Origin of the sequence: Streptomyces sp. CB03238, assembly GCF_002099185.1 — a bacterium.
Taxonomy (GTDB): Bacteria; Actinomycetota; Actinomycetes; order Streptomycetales; family Streptomycetaceae; genus Streptomyces.
Genome location: NZ_NBCN01000024.1, coordinates 61,323 through 81,472 on the forward strand (window position 1 = coordinate 61,323; position 20,150 = coordinate 81,472).

Consider the following 20,150-nt stretch of genomic DNA (forward strand, 5'->3'; position numbering starts at 1 on the left):
CCAGCGTGGGGCTCCTTTGCGTACTTCCTCCTGGGCTGACCCATTTTTCGAGCAGACAGGCTGTGAAGTGCGAACAGCACCCCTGTCCGGACGCCGGCGTGGCAGACGCGCCGGACCGGCGAAGAGGATGACGTCAGGCATCGTCCTGGCGACGACCGCCGCCCTCCTGGGCGGCCTGGTCACGGCCGTCCCGGCGGCGGCCGACGAACCGGGCGACAACCCGGCCGACCCTTACCAGCGCACTTTGCGCATCAGTCTGGGCGCACAGGCGCGCAAGGACCGCTGCCAGGTCTCCCGGGCGGTCCATTACGGCGGCCCGGAGGCCAAGACTCTGGCCAACAGCAATCTGTCCGGGCCACCAGAGGTCCTGCGCCAGGCGGCGATGTACTGGAATTACGAGCCCTCAATCCTGGCCAACCAGAAGGACGTCGATGCGGGTGGGGCGTACGCCGACGCGTACCAGGCGCGTCAGATCAAGCTGAACGAGACGAACAAGCCGTACGCTTCGACGAACTCGCTCAACGGACGGTCGTACCACGCACCGGAGTTCGGTGCGGACATCCTCTCCTTCACCCTGAAGGCCCAGCGCGAGTTCTACAACAAGACGGCGGAAAACCCCACGCCGCGGCCCGGCAAGCCCGCACTGGACAAGGCCAAGCAGGTCTTCGACGCTCTTTCCACGCCCGGCGACTCATGGGCGACCGCGTACAAGCCCGTCGCGGGCAACGAACTGTTCGGGTTCGGGGGGAGTGAGACGGGGTCGGCCAACGACGTCGCCACCTTCCTGCGGTTCGGCGGTTTCCCGACCAAGGCGCCCGAGGCGGACTCCGCCGAGTTCCGCTCCGAGGTGGAGACGCTGAAGCTCGCCTGGGCCGGCTGCGACAGCGACAACCCCATCGACCACTACCGGGTCCTGTCCGGCACGGTCCTCCAGGCCTACACGGAGTGGGAGGCGGAGTACGCCTCCCAGGCCGCGCAGCGCAAGGAGATCGTCACCGCCGAGGCGGCGGCGGCCAAGGAACTCCGCATCGCCGCCGACGCCATGATCGAGGCCATCCGGCAGGCATGGCAGGCGGACCAGATCCTGTTCTGGCAGAAGCACTGGGCCGCCAACAAGGATTCCCTTGGCTACCCGAAGCCGGCCGCCTTCGCCAAGGCCACCGCCGACCTGAGCGCGGCCCGCACCGCGGCAGCCGCCCAAGTGCCCATCGCCAACAACGCAGTGACCAAGGCGAAGGCAGCCGCTGACAAGGCAGCCGCCCAGCAGACCGCCGCGTGGGCGATCGCCGACCAGGCCAAACTGCCGCGCGGCCGCGGCCTGATGTACGCACAGCAGTCCGTGCAGGTGGCAAAGGCGTCGTACGCCGCCACACAGGCGGCTGCCAAGACGGCGCTGACCGCGTCCAACGCGGCCAAGGCCACCGTCGCGGACAGCAGCGCTCTCTACGCGCTGAGCAAGACGCAGGCGCACGCCCTGAACACCGAGTTCCGCAAGGCCGCCGCGCTGGAGGCAGCCACGCAGGCCAAGGCCGCCGCCACGGCCGCCGACGCGCAGGCCAAGGAAGCCGCCGCGAACGCCACCAAGGCGAAGAACGCGCAGGCCACGGCCGAGAAGGCCGAGCAGACCGCGAAGGCCGGGGCCGCCGAGGCGAAAAGACAGCGCGCCATCGCGGAGGCGGAGAAGGTTAACGCCGAGCGCGAGCGCGACCTCGCGGCCGCCGAGCGGGCGAAGGCAGCGGCCGCCGAACAGCGTGCCCGGACCGAACGCGACGCGGCGGGCCGGGCCCGCACCGCCGCGGAGGCGGCGGGGGTGACGGCCGCAACGCAACGGCAGGCGGCGCAGCAGGCGGAGATCGAGGCATACAAGGCCCGTGACCGGGCGGTGGCGGGCGAACGTGCTCGCGACGCCACGGCGTCCCGAGCGGCGGCTTTGGAAGCCGCTGCCGCGGCGGCCGTGGGTACGGCGGCAGCCGCCGAGACCCGGCAGGCGGCCACCGAGGCGCGAAGCGCCGCCAACGAGGCGTCCGGCGCGGCGACCCGGGCCCGTACGGCGGCCAACGAGGCGACGACGGCAGCCGTCAACGCGCGCGCGGCGGCAACCAGGGCCGAGGGCGCGGCCGCCAGGTCACGCGCGGCGTCGGACGCGGCCTGGTCCGCCTACGAGAAGACCCGTGCGGCGGCGGCGACCGCCCACGCCGCGGCGGCCGAGGCCATCGACGCCGCGGCAGCCGCGAAGACGAACGCAGACAATGCCGAGGCGGAGGCCAAGAAGGCCCAGGCCGCCGCGGTCAAGGCCCGCCAGGAAGCAACGGCCGCGAAGGCCGAGGCAGAGAAGACCGCCGCGTGGGCCGCGAAGACCGCAGGGTTCGCCTATGCCGCCGGACAGGCGGCCCAGGGTGCCCGGGACGCGGCGAACGCGGTGGTCAAGGCGGCGAACGAGGCCATCGCGGTCGGTTCGCCCTACCGGGAGACGGACACGTCGGCGGCGTTCGCCGTGCTGGTGGGCCAGACGTCCAAGACGCTCGCCGAGCAGCAGGCGGCAGCCGCCCAGGCCAAGGCGAATGAGGCCTCAAAGGCCGCTGCCGAGGCGAAGGCCCTGGCCGACAAGGCTGCCGGGGACGCCAAGATCGCCGCCCAGGCGGCAGCGGCCGCCGCCGCGGACGCGGTGAAGGCCCTGCAGTCGGTAGCCGCGGCCCGGGCTTCCGCCGCGGAGGCCGCGAAGGCCGCCGCTGCGGCCGAGGCAGCGGATGCCAGGGCCCAGCAGTACGACGCCCAGGCCGGCACGGACGCGTTCTACGCGTCGTCCGCCGCCGGTGACGCCGAGACGGCCGCCGCCCAGGCGGACCGGGACGCCACCGAGGCGGAACGCGACGCCGCCGGTGCCCGCTCCGCCGCGAGCGCGGCCGAAAGCGACGCCTCCGCCGCCCGGAGCGCGGCCACGACGGCCGAGCGGGACGCGACGAAGGCCGAGACGGCCGCCGCCAACGCACAGGGCGCGGCCAAGGACGCCGACGCCGCGGCCACCCGGGCCGAGGAAGCCGAGCGGCAGCGCCTGGCCGAACTGCGCAAGCAGCGCGCCGACGCCGGAAGCCCGGATGTGGGCCCCGCCCTCTCCCAGGACGACGAGGCCATCCTGCTGCGGCTGTGCGGCCAGGAGTGTGTTGACCAGTTCCGCGCCGCCCGAGCACTGGCCGGTCAGGACCTCCTGGACTGGCTCAAGGCCAACGGTGGTCAGATCCTCCTTGATTACATCGGCTGGCCGGACCTGAAGAACTGTCTGACCAAGGGTGACATCGAGAGCTGTCTGTGGACACTGGTCAACGTCGTTGGCATGGCCATCCCGGTCGCCAAGATCCCGGCCATCGGCAAGGCGATCCTGAAGATCAGCACGGGGATCGTCGGGTTCTTCGAGAAGTCGGCGAAGGCCAAGCACATCCTCGACAACCTCAAGAAGCTGATCGACAAGGCGAAGAAGGAACCCGACGCCCCGGGCTGCAAGCCGAAGTCCGCCGTCCCGGCGGTGCACCGGAGCGCGTCGGTCGCGGCCTTCTCGGCGGCCTCGGCTTCGTCCGCTTCGTCGAACGACCCCAGCCTGTGCGACTACGACCCGGACGAGGAGCTGCCCTTCGAGCTGCTGGAGGACATCGACAAGCGGTACGGCACAGACGTCGCGGACGGCATCGAGTACCAGTGGCGTCGGATGATGTCCTCGTCGAGCGACGCGGCGGACCACCACATCCCGGGCATCGGCCGTGACCTCGAGGCCATGGCCAAATACTTCGAGAAGTGGCGGGGCAAGGCCACGCACCTGGACACCGACACGAACAACAAGGTGGCGTACGACCCCGACAAGGGATTCGTCATAGTGATCAAGCAGAACTACATCCACGGGCACAAGAAGTCGGAGTCGGACTGGCTGCACTCGGGCCGGTACAAGGAACTGCCCAAGTAGGGCGAGGAAGCGCACCATGAGAGCACAGATCCGTGTCATCCCTGAGGGGGAGACCTTCATCGTCCGGCTCGCGCCTTCGCAGGCGGCGGCCATCGGCAACGCGCTGGAAACGCTCAGGAGCAGGGACCTCGGGGATGAGGCACTGGCCGTACAGCTGGGAGCCGACCGCGCGGAGGCCGAGGAGCTGATCCGCCGTCTGCGCGAGCTCCGCGAGGCGCCGGGCGAGCTCCGCCTGGGCCTTCGTGAGCTGCACGTCGTGCACAGTGCGCTCACCACGGTGGCCACGATGTTCCTCGTCAAGGGCCGGCATTTCTCGGAGGAGCCGTTCCACAACGCCATGGGGGTCTTCCGCGAGGACGTCGACGCCCTCGCCCAGCACGTGGTGCAAGCGGTCGCGGAGGCCACTCGCCACTGACGGGCCGTGGACGGAAAGCAAGATGAGAGGAGGGAGGCCCCCGGTCCATGTGGACCGGGGGCCTCCCTCCTCCTGCCGTCCTGGTCGGTCAGGTGGTGACTTCCTCGCCCGCGGAGTTCCAGGCGCGGCTGAAGCCGCGCCCCCGCTCCACGATGGTCACCATTCCGGGCCCGTACTCGATGTCGCCGGCGATCTCACCGGGGGCGACCGGCGGCCACTCGACGTCCAGGTGGTCCCCGGGGGACAGCTCGTACTCCATCCCCGACGGCTCGAACTGAACGGTGAGCGGCGCCTCTGCCGCCGATACTCGGAACTTCATCTGCCTACCAGTTCTTGAGGATGTACGCCATCAGGTCCGCGCGGGGCCCCGCGCTGGGGTTCTGCGGCGTCACCGTGCGGACCTTGTCGTAGTACTTGAACACGGTCTCCACCTGGCTTCTGGTGAACCCCGCGTTCTTGACCTTGGCGACGTGCGCGGCATTCATGTAGTTGAGGTTGTCGAGCTTGTTCGCCCACAGGACACCCTTGCCCAGGCCCGCCGCATTGGCGTATCCATGGGCGCGTGCCACGGCGTTCACGGCTTCGAGCTCCTGGGCAACCGCTGCCGCGGTCGTCGCCGCGCGCGTCACGCCCGCCGTCGCCTCGGCCGTCATGCCGGCCTGCCCCGCGGCCGTCACGGCCTCCGTCATGCCCGTGCCGGCCACGGCGGCGGCCCGGATGGACTTGACGATCTTGGCGGCCACACCGATGACCGCCGGTACGACGATGGCCGCCGCCCACAGACAGGCGCTGACCTTGAGGTCGTTCCAGCAGTCCACGAAGTCCTGGGTGAGCCCCCGTGCGAAGCCCTCCAACACGGCTTTGGTGAGTTCGAAACCGTCGACGTGGACCTTGCGCTGCTCGCGGATGTCGATCGGCGCCGAGTCGACGTACTGGACCTCCAGGTCCCCGATGCACTCCGCGAGCGGCACGTCCGGGAAGGTGCACAGGACGACGAAGTACAGCATCGTGCCGGTGACGTGGTAGTCGACGGTGTAGTCGCAGCCGTTGGTGCCCGTGCAGAACCCGTCCGACGAGGCCGTGGTCGAGACCCCGTAGGGCACGCCCATCACTTCCGCCGCGCCCGCCATACCGGTCGTGCTCGCCTGCTGGACCTGTGCCTCGTCGCGCTTGTCCTCCTCGGTGCGGCTCGCCGCCGCCTGCGCCTCGGTCGCCGCCTCCTGCGCTCGCACGGCAGAGGCCTCGGCCGTCGTCGCATCGCGCTCCGCCTGATCGGCGACGCCGCGCGCGCTGCTCGCGTCGGCTTCGGCGGCCGTGGCCGCGTCCCGAGCCGAGGCCGCGTCGCGCTCGGCCTCCGTTGCCGCCGCGTCGGCCGCGGAGGCGTGGGTGCCCGCGGCGTCGGCGGCGTTCTGCGCGGCTTCGGCGTCTTCCTTGGCCTGCCGGTCGTACTCGACGGTGTTGGCCTCGGCCTTCTGCGCCGCCTTCGCCGAAGCGTCGGCCGCGTTGGCCGATGCCTGCGCCTGCGCCGAGGACGCCGCCGCCTTCGCCGCGTAGTCCGCCGCCTGGGCCGCGGCCTCCGCCGCCACCTTCGCGTCGGCACTCGCCTGTGCGGCCAGGGCCTTCGCCTCGGCCGCGGCCTTCGCAGCCTGCACAGACTTGGCCGTCGCCACGGCCGCCTGCTGCTCCGCCAGCGTCTTGGCGGCCTGCCCGGTCAATACGGCCAGACCGGCCGAGGAGTCGCTCTCCTTGTACGGTGAGCCGAGCTCGATCGCGTCATTGGCCGGCTTGATGACCTGCGCCGCCGAGTCACGGGCGGCCATGGCCGCCTGCGACGTGGCGTACGCGAAGCCGGCCGTGCGGACCGCGTCGACACCCGCCGCGATGGACTCCGTACGGGCCACCGCCGCGTCCGCCTTGGCTTTCACGGCGTTCTGCCGCGCCGTCTCCGCCAGCGCCTTGGCCGTGACGGCGTTCCATTTGGCCGCCCACGCCGCGTCGATGGCGTCGGCCGCGGCCGCGTGCGCCTTCTTCACTGCGGCCTCGGTGATGGCCACATCCGCCTTGGCCCCGTCGGCCGCGGACTGAGCCCGCTTGGCCGCCGCGTCGGCACGGGTCGCCGCCGCGCGGGCGTTGGACGCCGCCGTGGTGGCCTCGTTGGCCGCGGTACGGGCCGATGTGGCGGCGGACGTAGCGTTGTTGGCGGCGGTACGGGCCTGGGTGGCGGCGGCTCGTGAGGCTTCGGCCGCCGCCGTTCCTTCGTCGGCGGCCGCCTTGGCCTCCAGGGCGGCGGCCCTGGCGTTGAGCGCGTCACGGTTCTTCTCGGCGGCCAGCGCCCGGTCCCGGGCCGCGACCGCGTCGCCCTCTGCCTTGAGCGCCGCGTCCTTCTTCGTGGCGGCGGTGGTACCGGCACTCTGGGCGGCGCTCAGCTGCTCCGCGGCGATCTGCCGCTGCGACTGCGCCGTCGCCTCGGCGTTGGCGGCCTTGGTGCGCTCCGCCTCCGCGAGTTCCTTCTGCGACTTGGCGTAGGCCGCTTCCGCCTCGGCCGTCCTGCGCTTGGCGTCCGCGTCCTCGGCAGCGGTCTTCGCCTCCGCCTCGGCCGCCTTGGCCCTGTTCTCGGCGGCCTTCGCCTTGGAGGCGTTCTCGGCTGCCTTGACCGCCTGTGCCGCGGCGCCCTCGGCGGCGGCCTTCGCCTGGGCGGCGGCCTCCTGAGCGGCGATCCGGCGGAACTCGGCCTTCGACGCGTGCGCCTGCGTTTCGGCGAGCGCCATGAGGGTCTTGCTGTCGGCCGCGGAGGCGCGGGTGGCGTTCGACGCGGTCTCGGCCGCCTTGAACACCGCCTGAGCAGCGGCCGCGGACGCCTTGGTGACCTGAACGGCCTGTTGCCCGTACAGCAGGCCCCGGCCGCGTGGCTGACCGGCCGCGTCGGCGATCGCGTACGCCTGCTGCTTGGCCGTCTCGGCCTTCGCCGCCTCCAGCTGGGCGAGCTGCGCCGCCCGCGCGGCGACGAACACCCGCCCCTGGGCTCGGGCCTGCGCGTGCGCGATGTTGTTCTTGATGGTGGTGAAGGTCGCCTCGTCGGGGCGGTCTTCGGTCTGCTTCAGCCAGTACGCCTGCCACTCGGTGAGCCGGCTGGCGATGATCGACTGCCCCAGTGCCTCGCCCAGCGCCTGAGCGGCCACGGTCAGCTGCTTGGAGGCGTTCGCCTCGGCACCCAGGATGGTGTCGCGCTGGGCCCGCTGCCCGGCCAGCTCGGCCTGCCACTCGGTGGAGGCGACCACCAACGCGGGGCCCATCACCTTGTGCGGGTCCTGCGGGTTCTCCGTGGCGCACGACGCGAACCGCGATTTCAGCGCCTCGACATCGAGACGGAACTCCATGGTGTCCGGCGCGGGAGCGCTGGTGGGGAAGCCGCCGTGCTGGAGGAAGATGCGCGCGTCATCCGCGTACATCGGATGCATCCACGTCAGATGCTCGAAGGCCTGGCGGGCCTCGAGGACCTCGCCCCCGTCCGGTGAGTAGCGGACGGCGCCGATCGCGTTGACCGCGTCAACGGATTCCTTGCTCGCGAGAGGAGTCTGGTCCTCGTCGAAGAGGTCGAACTGGGAGTGCCAGAACCGCTCCGCCACCCAGTTCGACAGCCCCACCTTGACGAAGGGATCGTCCTTGTCCTCCACCCATTCGAAGACACCGTCGACCGAATGGTTCAGCGGCGTCGACCCGAAGGTCGGACTGAGGGATTCCTCCCACACCTCGGAGCGGTTGTTCAGCTCGTCGAGCTTGGCCCTGGCCCAGTCCTTGTCCTTCTGGAAGGCGACGTCGAGCGGCGGGGGCGGATCCTTCCAGAACGCCAGGTCCGCGGCCGTGCGCAGTTCCGCCTCGGTGGCGTTGAGACCGCCACGGGCGACGGCCTTCAGCTCCTGGCCGCCCTTGCGCAGCATCAGGCTCATGGTGCACTGGTCCGCCCGCACCTGGGCGGCGTTGTCCAGGTCGTAACCGATCGGTTCGTCGATGTCGGCGACGAGCTGTACCGGCTGGCGCGGGGAGGGGAGTTGGTTCCCTGTGAGGGTTACGGCGAGGGCCGTCGCGAGCGCCGTCGTGCTCAGCAGCCGGGTCCACCGGCCGGAGAGGTGGCGTCTTGGAGGGGGAGCGTTGGTACGCATGGAGATGTCACCGTTCTGGTGCGCGGGGGAAGGGGGAAGTCAGAACAGGGTGTTGAAGGCGGCCCAGCCGGAAGTGCCGATCTGCACCCGGGGCTCGAAGGGCGCGCTCGCCCTGCCGGTGCCCTTGAACAACCACAGGGCGCCTGCCGTATCGCTGGCGATCAGGTCCGCCTTGCCGTCGCCGCTGTTGTCCCCGGTGGAGACGAGCGCCTTGTATCCGCCCCATCCCGTGCCCACCGTGACGCGGGTTCCGAGCACGGCGTCCGCGGTGGCGTTGCCGGTACCGGGGTAGATGTAGAGGGTGCCGGTGGTGGACCGGGCGATCAGGTCCGCCTTGCCGTCGCCGGTGTAGTCGCCCCTCCCGGCCAGGGCGTTCATGCCGTTCCAGCCGCCGGTGCCGATACGGATCCGGGGAGCGAGGGTGGCGGTCGAACGGCCCTGGTACAGCCACAGCGCGCCGGCCGCGTCACGGCCGATCACGTCCTCGTCCGCGGTCCCCACCATGTTGCCGGGCGACATGGTCAGGTTGTAGATGTGCCAGCCGGTGCCGTGGATTTTGGTGTCGGTGCCGCGCTCGGCCGTGTAGTACAGCGTCCTGTCCAGCTGGAAGAACAGGTCCCGGCCGGTCCCGCCTTCGGAGAAGCGCGCCTGGAAGAACGTTGTGGCGTCGCCGTACCCTCCGCCGAGGCTCACGGCGGCCTTGACGCCGCCGGTGCCCTTGGGCTCGTAGAGGAAGAGCCGTCCGTCGGTGGTGCGGGCGTACAGCGGGAGCATCGGTGCCCCGGTGGCCGCCGTGGCCGTTCCGGAAGCGGCGGCGGTGCTCTCGGTCGCCCAGGGGGCGGACGGCAGGGCTGTCGCCGTCCCGAAGGCCAGTGCGGCTGCTGCCGTGAGCCCGACAGCACACACCACCGCCCCGCGCATGGAACGGCTGAGGTGTCTGAGCATCAGTGTGTGAGATCCTTGTGTGTTCGCGAGCGCGAACACACCTGGTTACGGACCACGATCTCGATCACCCCCCGGCTGCCCGCGCGCCGGGTCCGCGACCGCGACACGCTCACTCTAGGCACGTGTAAACCCGGGTTGTGAAGAGAGTATGAAAAAGTCGTGAGCTGCCTTCACATACATCAACGGCCCTACATCACAGGGGAATTCCGATGGCCTCCCCGCCCTGGCGGCGGGGAGGCCATCGGACTGTGCGGCTCCCGGAAGGTCTGCTCGGTCAGCCGTCGATGAAGTTCCTCAGCCCCGGCACCGTGAGGGTGCCACCGAACTGGCCGGCCTGAGTCACGTTCACATCAGTGAAGAACGCGAAGGGCACGTTGAGCGGGGGCGGGGTCTCGGGGCTGAACTCGATCGGAATGAGGCCGAAGAGGTTGCCCTTCAGTGACTCGGTGTACATCGTCACCGTGCCACCGCGGATGGTGGAAGTGGACCCCGGTCGGGACGTCACGTGGCCCGTGTGGCCCTTCGAGTGGACCGTGAGCTGGTGGAGGTCCTTGATGTCGACCTCGCTGGCGGTGAACTTCAGGACCTTCTTGACCTTGCCGCCGTAGGTCTTGACCTCCACGATGCCGTGGTAGTCGAGCCCGCGCAGGGTGAGCATCGTGCTCTCCAGCCTCCACGGCTCGTCAGGGAGCAGCGGGATGCCGGGCTCCAGCTCGGCGGCGTCGAGGGCCTCCGGGTCGGGGGTCGGGCAGGGGAAGCGCGGCTTGGCGCCCTCGGGGATGTCCTCGTCCTTCTTGGGGTCGAGTCCCTTGACGTCCTCCGGAAGCTCCTCCACCTCGGCGCCTGCCTCGTCGGCGGCGTCCTTGATCGCTTCCTTGGTCTTGTCGACGACCTTGTCGACCTCGCCGGCCTCGTCGTCCTTCTCGGCCGGCTTCTCCGCGGGCTTGGTCGACGGCTCCGTGGACGGCTCGGTCGAGGGCTTGGCGGACGTCGGCGGCGTGGTGGGGGCGGTGGTCGACGGGGTCGCCGTCGGCTCGTCCTTGTCCGGGCCGTCGAAGACGTCCTTGATCGCGTCACCGATGCCCAGCGGGTCCAGGGGGTTCCTGGTCTCGGTGGGCGTGGGGGTGGGCGTGGGCGTCGGAGTCGTGGAGGGCGTCGGGCTCGTGGCGGCGGGCGGCTTCGTCGCGCCGGCCTTCGGCTCGGTGGTCCCCTTCTCCGTCTCGCTCGCGGACGGGCTGGCGCCGGGTGTCGGCTCCTTCTCCTCGTCCGCCCCGGGAGTCTCGGTCGCGCTCTGCGACGGCTTGGGCGTCGGGGACTCGGACTCCTTCGGCTTCTCGGACTCCGACGGCTCGTCCGACCGCGTCACGCACGGGCCGGGCGCGAAGGGGATGTCCTTCTCGTCGGCGATGGCGAGCTTGGGGGTCAGTCCGAGGCCGACGAATACCGCGGTGGGCATCGCGGCCAGGGCCATCGCCTTGCCCGCCGGTGCCTGAAGCTTGGTCAGCAGCGACTTCCTCGGAGCCGCGTGTCGCGGCCCCTTTCTCGTCGGCTGGGTGTCGTCACCCCGCACTGTTCCTCCCGCCGTTGGCGTCGATCGTGCTGTCGGTCGCGTTCATCTGCGGGGTCACGGCGGCCGAGAGTTCGTCGGCCCGCTCGTCGGAAGGCGCGGGGACCCCTTCGTCGCCTTCCGGCAGCCCTGCTTCATCCGTCGGCTCCTCCTTCACCGGCTCACCAGGCGCCCAGGAGGCGGAAAGAGCGCCGCCGATCAGGGCGAAAAGGAAGCCCATGAGGAAGCCGCCGATGTTCGCGACGGGCAGGGACACGAGGGCCAGGACGATGGCGGCGACACCCGCGAACACCCGCACGACGGAGTGGAACCACATCGTCAGGCCCAGCGTGACCAGCAGGACGCCGATGATCAACGAACCGGCACCGGCCGTGGTCGCCATGGCGATGGTCATGTTGCCGAGTCGGAGGTCGGCGTACGGCAGATAGGCGATCGGCAGACCGCCGATCACGGTGAACAACCCGCCCCAGAAAGGCCGGTTGCCCCGCCACGCCCGGAAGCGCAGCTGCCAGTAGGTGAATCCGCGGGAACCAGTGGACTCGGCGCTCATGGAAAACAGCTCCCTGGAAGCGGTGGTGCTGGAAAGAAAAAAGAAGAAGGGAGAGGTAACCCGGACGGGCAGGCTCGCCAGACGCGTTCCCGCCCGCCCGGCACGTGCTAGTCCTGGAAGCACTCCTTGGTGCCACGGTGCAGCTTGAGCTCCAGGTCAGGCAGCCGGAAGGTGCCGGCCGTGGTCGCCCACGCCTTCTGTCGCACGTTGGTCAGCGTGACGTCCTCGGCACGCTGGGCGAAGCCGAACGGGCTTGCCTTGCCCTCGGTACCCGGCTGGATACCGGGGTCACCCTTCTTCTTGGGCAGGGAACCGGCGGCAACACCGATGTCGATCTTCTCGAAGTAGGCGTCGGCCTCGAGGTCCGAGACATCCAGGTAGATGTCCGTGGCCTCGACCTTGCGGTCACCCGTACCGGCCTTCAGCTCCAGGCTGACCGTACCGATGAGCGGCACGTGCGGCGTCACGACGGACTGGCACATGTTGGTGATGGTGGCCGACTTGAAGCCCGACACCGCCACCGGCGCGGCGAACTTCTCACCCTTGAGATTCGTGCCCTCGGCGTAGCTGCCGTACTGGACGAAGTTCTTACCGGTGAGCTCAGTTGCCCTCACCTTGAACTCCTGGCCGGAGATGCTGAACGACGCCGCCAGCGCTCCCTGTGCCAGGCCGATGCCTATCGCGGCCGTCGCGGCCACGCTCGGCACCATGACAACGGCGAACCGCTTCCATCTGGTCCCACCGCGAACCTGGGACTTCATAGATTTCCTCCTTCTCGGACGTACATCTCCGGATGGGCCCAGGGCCCGTCCTGGGATGGGAGAAGTGCTACGTCCTCGGGAAGGAGAGCGCCCGTAGATCAGGCGCGAGCCGCGTCCGAATCACCGGCGATCACCCCCGAGCGACAACCACTGGCCACGCCTTCGCGCAACCCTGCTTGGACAGGCCCTGCCGGGATGGGCAGGAACCCCCCTGTCCGGGGCCGGCGATCAGGTGTGCCGGCCCACTCGGTGGGGACCCGCTCCCGTCGGCGCGGCTGGTTGCCGGGCTGGTACGGGATTGGACCGAGCGTGGCCGATCGTGGTCCATTCACGGCTCGTACACAAGGGGGTTCATTACTCACTAGTAACGGGTGGATAACCACGCCACGACGGGGTGATGTCGCCCGGGCACACAGGGTGCTACCCGCCGGTTCGACAGAAGGGGATTTCGGAGGCAAAAGCCGGACATAAAGAGGGTGTTGATTTACTGCAAGTAACAGCGGCCGCGTTTACCAAGTTTTGGTAAAGCACGGCCGCCTTTTGTCACTGTGTCGCCAAATCGTCGGCGCCCCGGTGCGGGGTCAGTGCGTCAGAAGAGCACCCGCGCGAGCGCCGCGCGGGCCTTGGTGACGCGCGGGTCGTCGGGGCCGATCACCTCGAAGAGCTCCAGCAGCCGCACCCGCGCCGTGTCGCGGTCCTCGCCCGCCGTGCGGCGCACCGTTTCGACGAGCCGGCCGAACGCGTCCTCCACGTGACCGCCCACCAGGTCCAGGTCGGCGGCAGCGAGCTGGGCCGGTACGTCGGCCGGGTCGTCCGCGGCGTTCTTGCGGACCGTCTGGGGGTCCATGCCCTGGACCCGGGAGAGCAGCTCCGCCTGGGCGAGGCCGAGCTTGGCCTCCGTGTTGCCCGGGTCGTCGACCAGGACGTTCTTGTACGCCTGGATCGCGCCGCCGAAGTCGTTCGCGTCCAGCGCCCGCACGGCCGCCTCCAGCAGCGCGTCGTACGGGCCGGCCGGCTGCGCCGGGGCCGCCGCCTCGGGACCCTCCGCGCCGGGCTCGATCGCGATACCGGTGAGGCCGAAGCGCTCCTCGCCGACCTGGATCAGCTGGTCCAGGGTCTGGCGGATCTGCGCCTCGGGCGCCGCGCCCTGGAAGAGCGGCAGCGCCTGGCCGGCGACCACCGCGAAAACGGCCGGGATCCCCTGGATCCCGAACTGCTGCATCAGCATCTGGTTGGCGTCGACGTCGATCTTGGCGAGCACGAAGCGGCCGTTGTACTCGACGGCCAGCCGCTCCAGCAGCGGGCCGAGCTGCTTGCACGGCTCGCACCACTCGGCCCAGAAGTCGATGACGACCGGGACCTCGGTGGAGCGCTGGAGGATGTCGCGCTCGAACCCCGCCTCGTCGACATCGATCACCAGGGCCGACGGGGGTACGGCTCCGCCGCCGCCCTGCCGGGCGGCCTGGGCGCGCGCCTGCTCCGCCTTCGCCTTGGCCTCTCCGGCCGCCTTCACCGCGGCGAGGTCGACGACGCCGTTCATGGACATGTTCCTAGGCTGCATGGGTACATCCTCCCCCTTCCGCGCGCGTAACCGGTAAGCCATGGCCGAACCGCGTCCGCCCGCGCGCCCCCCGCCGGTGTGCGGGGCGTACGGACGTACGCGATCCAGCAGATGTTTCGCTGGTGTTCTCGGCACCGGGTCCCCACCCTGGTGCCAGTGGTTGTCGCTCCTGGCCGCTCAAAGCCTTTCGCTACGGGTCGTAGCGTAACCCCGATGCACGGCGCCCGGGGCCCGGACCGCCCGGTGAACTGCCTCACATGTACGGGCCGGTAACACCGCGCGTACTCGCCGGTATGGTCGAGCGTCATGTGCAGCAGCTCCAGCCCTTCCGCCCGCAGCCGTACCGGCGGCCGCCCCCGCTCGGCACAGGCCGACGCCGCGATACTGGAGGCGACCCGGGCGGCCCTGGTCGAGCTGGGCTGGTCCAAGCTGACGATGGGGGACGTCGCAGGCCGCGCCGGGGTCGCCAAGACGACCCTGTACCGGCGCTGGGCGAGCAAGAACGAACTGGTCGTCGACGCCGTCGCCGTCCTCTTCGACGAGCTCGAACTGCCCGACCGCGGCAGCCTGATGGCCGACATCGAAGGTGTGGTGCTCCAGTTCGCCGCCCTGCTGGAGCGGCCCGAGACCAAGACGGCACTGATGGCCGTCATCGCCGAGTCCACCCGCGACGAGCCGCTGCGCGAACGGATACGCACCTCGATCGTGGACCGGCAGAAGCGGCTCGTCCTCGCGGGCCGGCGCCGCGCCCAGGCCCGCGGCGAGCTGCCCGCGAACCCCGCCTCGACGACCGGCACCGACGACCTGATCTTCGACGTGATCGCCGGCGCCGTGGTCCACCGAGCGCTGGTGAGCGCCGAACCCGTCGACACCGAGTGGGTCCAGCGCTTCACCGCCCTGCTGCTGGGGGGCCTGGGAGCCGCCGCTCAGACCTGATAACGGCCGGCCGCGAAGAGGTGCGGGTGGTCCGCGATCCACTCCGACGTACGCTTCAGGCCCTCCTCCAGCGGCACCTCCGGCCGCCAGCCCGCCCACTCCCGCGCCCGCCCGTTGTCCGACAGCAGCCGCTCCACCTCGCTGCCCGACGGGCGCAGCCGCGCGGGATCGACGACGACCTCGACGCCGTCCCGCCCCGACGCCTCGATCAGCTTGCGCGCCAGTTCCCCGACCGCGATCTCCTGCCCCGTACCGAGGTTCACCACCTCGCCCAGCGCCCGGTCGCACTCCGCCATCGCCAGGAAGCCGCGCGCCGTGTCCGTGACATAGGTGAAGTCCCGGGTCGGGGTGAGGGAGCCGAGCTTGATCTGCCGGGCGCCCGCGTGCAGTTGGGCGAGGATGGTGGGGATGACGGCACGGGCGGACTGGCGCGGCCCGTAGGTGTTGAACGGCCGGACGACCGTGACGGGCAGCTCGAAGGCGTGCCAGTGGGACAGCGCCATCATGTCGGCGCCGATCTTGGACGCGGAGTACGGCGACTGCGGCTGGAGCGGGTGGTCCTCGCCGATCGGGACGGTACGGGCGGTCCCGTACACCTCACTGGTGGAGGTGTGGACGAGCCGCCGCACGGCGTACCGGCGACAGGCCTCGGCGACGTTCTCGGTGCCGGTGACGTTCGTCTGCACGTACGCGCCGGGCGAGTCGTAGCTGTACGGGATGCCGATCAGCGCGGCCAGGTGGAAGACGGTGTCGCAGCCGGCGACGGCGTCCATGACGCGCCCGGGGTCGCGGACGTCGCCCGCGACCAGCTCGACGTCGTCCATCCGGTGGGCGAGGTCGCCCTTGTCGCCGTACGGCTTGTAGTGGACGAAGGCGCGGACGCGGGCGCCGCGTTCGAGGAGCAGGTCGACGAGGGTGGAGCCGATGAAGCCTTCGGCGCCGGTGACGAGGACGGTGCGGTCGGTCCAGTTCATGATGCGTACTCCCTTGTGTACGAGGCGAGACGGAGGACCCGCTCGGCGAGCAGGTCCGCGGCGTGGGCGTGCGGGCCCGGGTCGGCCGCGCCGTTCATCGCGACCAGCCGCGCCGGGTCGGCGAGCAGCGGCTCGACGAGCGCGGCGAGGCGGTCGGGGGTCGTTTCGGCGTCGGGCAGCAGGAGGCCCGCCCCGGCGTCGGTGAGCACGCGGGCGTTGTGGGTCTGGTGGTCGCCGGGGGCGTGCGGGTAGGGGACGAGGACGGCGGGTACGCCGGTGGTGGCGAGCTCGGCGGCGGTCGCCGAACCGGCCCGGCACACCACCAGGTCGGCGGCCGCGTACGCCAGGTCCATCCGGTCCAGGTACGGCACCGCGCGGGCGACGGGGTTGCCCGCGAGGGCGCGCCGGGTGGCGTCGATCGCGGCCGGGCCGGTCTTGACCAGCAGGTGTACGTCGGTGCGGTGCCGCCACCGGTCGGCGAGCCCGAGCGCGGCCTCGGTGAGCCGCCGGGCGCCGAGGCTGCCGCCGTTGACCAGCACCAGACGCCGTCCGGCGGGGACGCCCAGCTCTTGGCGGGCCGTGGGGCGCAGCGCGTCCCGGTCGAGGGCGGCGAGCGAGGCGGCGATGGGCATGCCGGTGGTGACGGCGCCGGGCAGGTGGCCGGTGTCGAAGGCGACGGCGATGTGCGGGGTGAGGCGGGCGGCGAACTGGTTGGCGCGCCCCGGGACGGCGTTGGACTCGTGGATCAGGCTCGGCAGCCCGGCCGTCCTGGCCCCCAGGACGACGGGCGCGCTCGGGTAGCCGCCCATGCCGACAGCGACCTGGGCGCGCTGCTCGCGGAGGATGGCCCGCACCTGTGCGGCCGAGCGCAGCAGGGCGGCGGGCAGCAGGTACCGCTTGGCGCCGAGCGCCGGGTCGAAGGGGAGCATGTCGACGGTGTGGAGGCGGTATCCGGCGGCCGGTATCAGCTCGCCCTCCAGGCCACGGGTCGTGCCGACGAAGGCGATCACGGCGTCGGGCACGGCCCGGCGCAGGGCGTCGGCTATGGCGAGGCCGGGGTAGATGTGGCCGCCGGTGCCACCGGCGCCGATCACGACGGAGAGTGGTGTGCGCATGGACGGGGACGGTTCCGGAGCGGCTTAAGAGGCTTCTAAGAACGGGTTTTGGCAGGGTGTCCCGTATGAGCACAGCGAAGGTCCTGGTGGTCGACGACGATCCGGAGGTACGGGCGGCCGTCGAGGACGGTCTGACGGTGGAGGGGTACGAGGTCCGGGGCGCGGCGGACGGGCTGGCGGCGCTTTCGGCGGTGGCCGCCTGGCAGCCGGACGTGATCGTGCTGGACGTGATGATGCCGGTGCTGGACGGGCTGGCGGTGTGCCGGCGGCTGCGCGCGCTCGGCGACCGTACGCCCGTCATCGTGCTGACCGCGCTGGACTCGGTGAGCGAGCGGGTCGACGGCCTGGACGCGGGCGCCGACGACTACCTGGTCAAGCCGTTCGCGCTGGACGAACTGACCGCGCGGGTACGGGCGCTGCTGCGGCGTACGGCGCCGGAAGCCCCGGAGCCGGGCACGCTGGCATTCGCGGACCTGGTGGTCGACCCGGCGACCCGCACCGGCAGCCGCGCGGGCCGCCCGCTGGAGTTCACCCGCACCGAGTGTGCCCTGCTGGAGATGCTGCTGCACCACCCGGGCCAGGTCCTGCCCCGCGAGCTGATCCTGGAGCGGGTGTGGGGCCAGGACTTCGGGCCCGACTCCAACTCCCTCGCGGTGTACGTCGGTTACCTGCGCCGCAAGCTGGAGACGGCGGGCGAACCACGCCTGGTCCACACCGTGCACGGCGTCGGCTACCGGCTGGACGAGTCGTGAGCGGGGCGCTGGGTCCGAGCGCTGCCCATTCCGTTGTGGGCAGTCGTCCCGCAGGGCGATGGGGGTCCCCCCTGCTCGAGCGAAGCCGAGAGCTCGGGGGAGGGTGGGCACAACGGACGGGCGCGGTGTGTGTCCGGTGCGCCCCGGAGCGGTGCCCGGAGGGGCACGCGTGAGCGCCCGGCGGCGGCTGGGCGCGCGGTGGCGGAGGCGGCGGCCGCTGCGTACGCGGCTGGCGGTCGCCGCGTCGGCGGCGGTGGCGCTCGTCGTGGTGGGCGTGTGCACGGCGGCGTTCTTCGTCATCCGGTACGCGATGTACCACCAGCTGGACCTGAACCTCACCCAGTCGGCGACCCGCACCACCCAGCAGGACCGGGGCGAGCCGCCCGGTGTCCTCGCGGGCGAGTGCCGTTTCCTGTCGGCGCCGGCGTGCGCGCAGATCGTGCCGGCACAGGCGCAGGGCGACCCCTCGGAGCCGTATCTGCTGCCGGTGACCGCGCCGGTGCGCGAGGTGGCGGACGGGCGGCGCGCCGCGTACTACAGCAACATCACGCTGGACGACGGGCACTCGGCACGCATGCTGACGACGCCCTTCGGCAAGGGCGAGGCGCTCCAGGTGGCCCTGCGCGCCGACACCGTGGAGAAGGGCGTGCGGCAGGCGGCCGGGCTGCTCGCGGCGGTGGGCGGCGCCGGGGTGCTGCTGGCGGCGGCCCTCGGGTACGGCGTGTCCCGGACCGGGCTCGCCCCGGTCGCCCGGCTCACCGCGACCGCCGAGCGGATCGCCGCGACCCGCGATCCACGGCACCGGATCGAGCTGCCGGAGGGCCCGCCCGGCCGGGAGGACGAGGTGACGCGGCTGGCGGCCACGTTCAACACCATGCTGGGCGAGCTGGAGCAGTCAGTGACCGCCCAGCGCCGGCTGGTCGCGGATGCCTCGCACGAGCTGCGCACCCCGCTCACCGCGCTGCGGACCAACGCCGAGCTGCTGGCCCGCGCCGACCGGCTCAGCCCGGCGCAGCGGGAGCGGGCGTCGGCGGCGCTGGGCCGCCAGCTTCGCGAGGTGACGGGCCTGGTGGGCGACCTGATCGAGCTGGCCCGGGACGAGGAACCGCAGCCGCTGGTCGAGGAGGTGCGCCCGGCGACGCTGCTGGAGCACACGGTGGCCACCGCCCGTACGCACTGGCCCCAGGTGGCCTTCACGCTCCGGATCGACGAGGCGGCGTCCGCCCTGTCCCTGCCGGGCGTGCCCGCCCGGTTGTCCCGGCTGCTCACCAACCTCCTCGACAACGCGGCCAAGTTCACCCCGCCCGGCGGCGCGCCCGTCGAAGTGGAGCTGGCCGGGCGGGAGGTGACCGTCCGGGACCACGGCCCCGGTATCGCGCCCGAGGACCTCCGTCACGTCTTCGACCGCTTCTACCGTGCCGAGTCGGCGCGCGCCCTGCCCGGTTCGGGTCTCGGCCTGGCGATGGCCCGCCAGATCGCCCGCGCGCACGGCGCGGAGCTGACCGCCGAGAACGCCCCGGGCGGCGGCGCCCTGTTCCGTCTCGCCTTCAGAGGTGACGGTGCATGACGTGCAGCCCCACGTACCCCTTCTCCGGGTGCTGGAACGCCTCCGGGACCGTGCCGACCACCCGGAACCCGAGCCGCTCGTACAGCCGTACCGCGTGCACGTTCGTCTCCACGACCGCGTTGAACTGCATGCCCCGGAAGCCGGCCTCCCGCGCCCACTCCAGGGTGTACTCGACGAGCGCCCGCCCCACGCCCCGCCCGCCGTGCGCAGGGTCGGTCATGTAGCTGGCGCTGGCGATGTGCGCGCCGTTGCCGCCCTGGTTGTTGGTCATCTTGGCCGTGCCGAGGACCGTGCCGGTCTCGTCGTCGACGGCGACGACCGTACGGTTCGGGGCGGGCAGCAGCCACCAGCCGCGGCCCTCCTCCTCGCCCAGGTCGAGGGGGTAGGTGAAGGTGTCACCGGCGGCGACGATGGTGTGGAAGAACGGCCAGATAGCGGGCCAGTCGGCGGCGGTGGCTTCCCTGATGCTGATGTGCATCCGCCCAGCATGCCCCGCCGCCTGCCGCGGGCGCAGTCGGGTTTCAACCGACGCGTACGAACCGTTCCGGCGGCCCTTCCTCCGGCGCCAGCAGCCCGGCCCGTACGAGGGCGGCGCGGCCGGCCATCACCCCGGCGTCCCGGAAGGCCCGCTCCGAGGAGTCGAGCTCGTGGTGCCGCCCGTGGGTGAGGAGGACGGCGGCGGCCGTACCGCCCAGCCCCTTTTGGACGCCCGCCCAGAGGGCGTCCGCGTACTCGGGCGCCAGCAGCCGCCCCGGGACCAGGTTGAGGAACTCGCTCCCCCCGTCCGGTCCCGGCGGCTCGAAGTCCGCGTCGAACAGCGCGAACGGCCCGCAGGCCCCCACGTACCAGTAGCGGACGGCGACGTCACGGACCGGTACGGGGAGGACTGCCATGA

General features: G+C 71.5%; 16 protein-coding genes. 5 read left to right on the top strand and 11 right to left on the bottom strand.

Going from position 1 to position 20,150, the window contains the following annotated elements; genetic code table 11:
• Positions 1-127 precede the first annotated feature (127 nt).
• Positions 128-3,952, top strand: coding sequence for a hypothetical protein (locus tag BKD26_RS31990; RefSeq protein WP_084905516.1), 3,825 nt, complete (start codon positions 128-130; stop codon positions 3,950-3,952).
• A gap of 16 nt (positions 3,953-3,968) precedes the next feature.
• Positions 3,969-4,367: a hypothetical protein gene (locus tag BKD26_RS31995; RefSeq protein ID WP_084905519.1), complete on the top strand. Its 399-nt coding sequence runs from the start codon at positions 3,969-3,971 to the stop codon at positions 4,365-4,367.
• Positions 4,368-4,455: 88 nt separating this feature from the next.
• On the opposite strand, the gene BKD26_RS32000 is transcribed toward BKD26_RS31995, so the two are convergent.
• The 7 genes from BKD26_RS32000 to BKD26_RS32035 form a co-directional block, all read right to left on the bottom strand.
• On the bottom strand, positions 4,456-4,686 hold the full coding sequence (locus BKD26_RS32000; RefSeq protein ID WP_073754421.1) for a hypothetical protein: 231 nt from the start codon (positions 4,684-4,686) through the stop codon (positions 4,456-4,458).
• 4 nt (positions 4,687-4,690) lie between these two features.
• Entirely contained in the window at positions 4,691-8,527 is a 3,837-nt protein-coding gene (locus BKD26_RS32005; RefSeq protein WP_084905521.1) for a hypothetical protein, read from the bottom strand.
• A gap of 39 nt (positions 8,528-8,566) precedes the next feature.
• Entirely contained in the window at positions 8,567-9,472 is a 906-nt protein-coding gene (locus tag BKD26_RS32010) for an FG-GAP-like repeat-containing protein (protein WP_241518954.1), read from the bottom strand.
• Positions 9,473-9,746: 274 nt separating this feature from the next.
• Entirely contained in the window at positions 9,747-11,042 is a 1,296-nt protein-coding gene (locus BKD26_RS32015) for a hypothetical protein (RefSeq protein WP_084905523.1), read from the bottom strand.
• A complete protein-coding gene (locus BKD26_RS32020; protein WP_084905525.1) occupies positions 11,032-11,589 on the bottom strand; it encodes a DUF6114 domain-containing protein in 558 nt (185 codons plus the stop codon). Before BKD26_RS32020 ends, BKD26_RS32015 begins: the two co-directional genes overlap by 11 nt.
• A gap of 107 nt (positions 11,590-11,696) precedes the next feature.
• Positions 11,697-12,350, bottom strand: a complete 654-nt coding sequence (locus tag BKD26_RS32025; protein WP_084905527.1) for a DUF6230 family protein — start codon at positions 12,348-12,350, stop codon at positions 11,697-11,699.
• Positions 12,351-12,939: 589 nt separating this feature from the next.
• The gene (locus BKD26_RS32035) at positions 12,940-13,911 is read right to left on the bottom strand and encodes a tetratricopeptide repeat protein (RefSeq protein WP_084905531.1); all 972 of its coding nucleotides are present in this window, start codon (positions 13,909-13,911) and stop codon (positions 12,940-12,942) included.
• A 306-nt stretch (positions 13,912-14,217) separates the two neighbouring features.
• Between BKD26_RS32035 and BKD26_RS32040 the strand changes: the two genes are divergently transcribed.
• Entirely contained in the window at positions 14,218-14,847 is a 630-nt protein-coding gene (locus BKD26_RS32040) for a TetR/AcrR family transcriptional regulator (RefSeq protein WP_084905533.1), read from the top strand.
• Here the strand turns inward: BKD26_RS32040 and BKD26_RS32045 are convergent.
• Both BKD26_RS32045 and BKD26_RS32050 read right to left on the bottom strand, forming a co-directional pair.
• Positions 14,838-15,821 carry a GDP-mannose 4,6-dehydratase gene (locus BKD26_RS32045; protein WP_084905535.1) on the bottom strand — a complete coding sequence of 328 codons (984 nt, stop codon included), beginning with the start codon at positions 15,819-15,821 and terminating at the stop codon, positions 14,838-14,840. The genes BKD26_RS32040 and BKD26_RS32045 overlap by 10 nt on opposite strands.
• The gene (locus tag BKD26_RS32050) at positions 15,818-16,936 is read right to left on the bottom strand and encodes a UDP-N-acetylglucosamine--N-acetylmuramyl-(pentapeptide) pyrophosphoryl-undecaprenol N-acetylglucosamine transferase (RefSeq protein WP_084905537.1); all 1,119 of its coding nucleotides are present in this window, start codon (positions 16,934-16,936) and stop codon (positions 15,818-15,820) included. Before BKD26_RS32050 ends, BKD26_RS32045 begins: the two co-directional genes overlap by 4 nt.
• Before the next feature lie 65 nt (positions 16,937-17,001).
• Between BKD26_RS32050 and BKD26_RS32055 the strand changes: the two genes are divergently transcribed.
• Both BKD26_RS32055 and BKD26_RS32060 read left to right on the top strand, forming a co-directional pair.
• On the top strand, positions 17,002-17,688 hold the full coding sequence (locus BKD26_RS32055; protein ID WP_107418069.1) for a response regulator transcription factor: 687 nt from the start codon (positions 17,002-17,004) through the stop codon (positions 17,686-17,688).
• A gap of 169 nt (positions 17,689-17,857) precedes the next feature.
• Positions 17,858-19,255, top strand: coding sequence for a HAMP domain-containing sensor histidine kinase (locus BKD26_RS32060; protein WP_084905539.1), 1,398 nt, complete (start codon positions 17,858-17,860; stop codon positions 19,253-19,255).
• Here the strand turns inward: BKD26_RS32060 and BKD26_RS32065 are convergent.
• Positions 19,236-19,727, bottom strand: coding sequence for a GNAT family N-acetyltransferase (locus BKD26_RS32065; protein ID WP_084905627.1), 492 nt, complete (start codon positions 19,725-19,727; stop codon positions 19,236-19,238). The two genes, BKD26_RS32060 and BKD26_RS32065, sit on opposite strands and share 20 nt — an antisense overlap.
• A 49-nt stretch (positions 19,728-19,776) precedes the next feature.
• Complete coding sequence (locus BKD26_RS32070; protein WP_084905541.1) at positions 19,777-20,148, bottom strand: hypothetical protein; 372 nt, start codon at positions 20,146-20,148, stop codon at positions 19,777-19,779.
• Positions 20,149-20,150: the final 2 nt, after the last annotated feature.

Excerpts from the sequence above, each read along its gene's own strand:
- BKD26_RS31990 (WP_084905516.1), top strand. The coding sequence starts at position 128 with ATGACGTCAGGCATCGTCCTGGCGACGACCGCCGCCCTCCTGGGCGGC.
- BKD26_RS31995 (WP_084905519.1), top strand. The coding sequence starts at position 3,969 with ATGAGAGCACAGATCCGTGTCATCCCTGAGGGGGAGACCTTCATCGTC.
- BKD26_RS32000 (WP_073754421.1), bottom strand. The coding sequence starts at position 4,686 with ATGAAGTTCCGAGTATCGGCGGCAGAGGCGCCGCTCACCGTTCAGTTC.
- BKD26_RS32005 (WP_084905521.1), bottom strand. The coding sequence starts at position 8,527 with ATGCGTACCAACGCTCCCCCTCCAAGACGCCACCTCTCCGGCCGGTGG.
- BKD26_RS32010 (WP_241518954.1), bottom strand. The coding sequence starts at position 9,472 with ATGCTCAGACACCTCAGCCGTTCCATGCGCGGGGCGGTGGTGTGTGCT.
- BKD26_RS32020 (WP_084905525.1), bottom strand. The coding sequence starts at position 11,589 with ATGAGCGCCGAGTCCACTGGTTCCCGCGGATTCACCTACTGGCAGCTG.
- BKD26_RS32025 (WP_084905527.1), bottom strand. The coding sequence starts at position 12,350 with ATGAAGTCCCAGGTTCGCGGTGGGACCAGATGGAAGCGGTTCGCCGTT.
- BKD26_RS32035 (WP_084905531.1), bottom strand. The coding sequence starts at position 13,911 with ATGCAGCCTAGGAACATGTCCATGAACGGCGTCGTCGACCTCGCCGCG.
- BKD26_RS32040 (WP_084905533.1), top strand. The coding sequence starts at position 14,218 with ATGTGCAGCAGCTCCAGCCCTTCCGCCCGCAGCCGTACCGGCGGCCGC.
- BKD26_RS32045 (WP_084905535.1), bottom strand. The coding sequence starts at position 15,821 with ATGAACTGGACCGACCGCACCGTCCTCGTCACCGGCGCCGAAGGCTTC.
- BKD26_RS32050 (WP_084905537.1), bottom strand. The coding sequence starts at position 16,936 with ATGCGCACACCACTCTCCGTCGTGATCGGCGCCGGTGGCACCGGCGGC.
- BKD26_RS32055 (WP_107418069.1), top strand. The coding sequence starts at position 17,002 with ATGAGCACAGCGAAGGTCCTGGTGGTCGACGACGATCCGGAGGTACGG.
- BKD26_RS32070 (WP_084905541.1), bottom strand. The coding sequence starts at position 20,148 with ATGGCAGTCCTCCCCGTACCGGTCCGTGACGTCGCCGTCCGCTACTGG.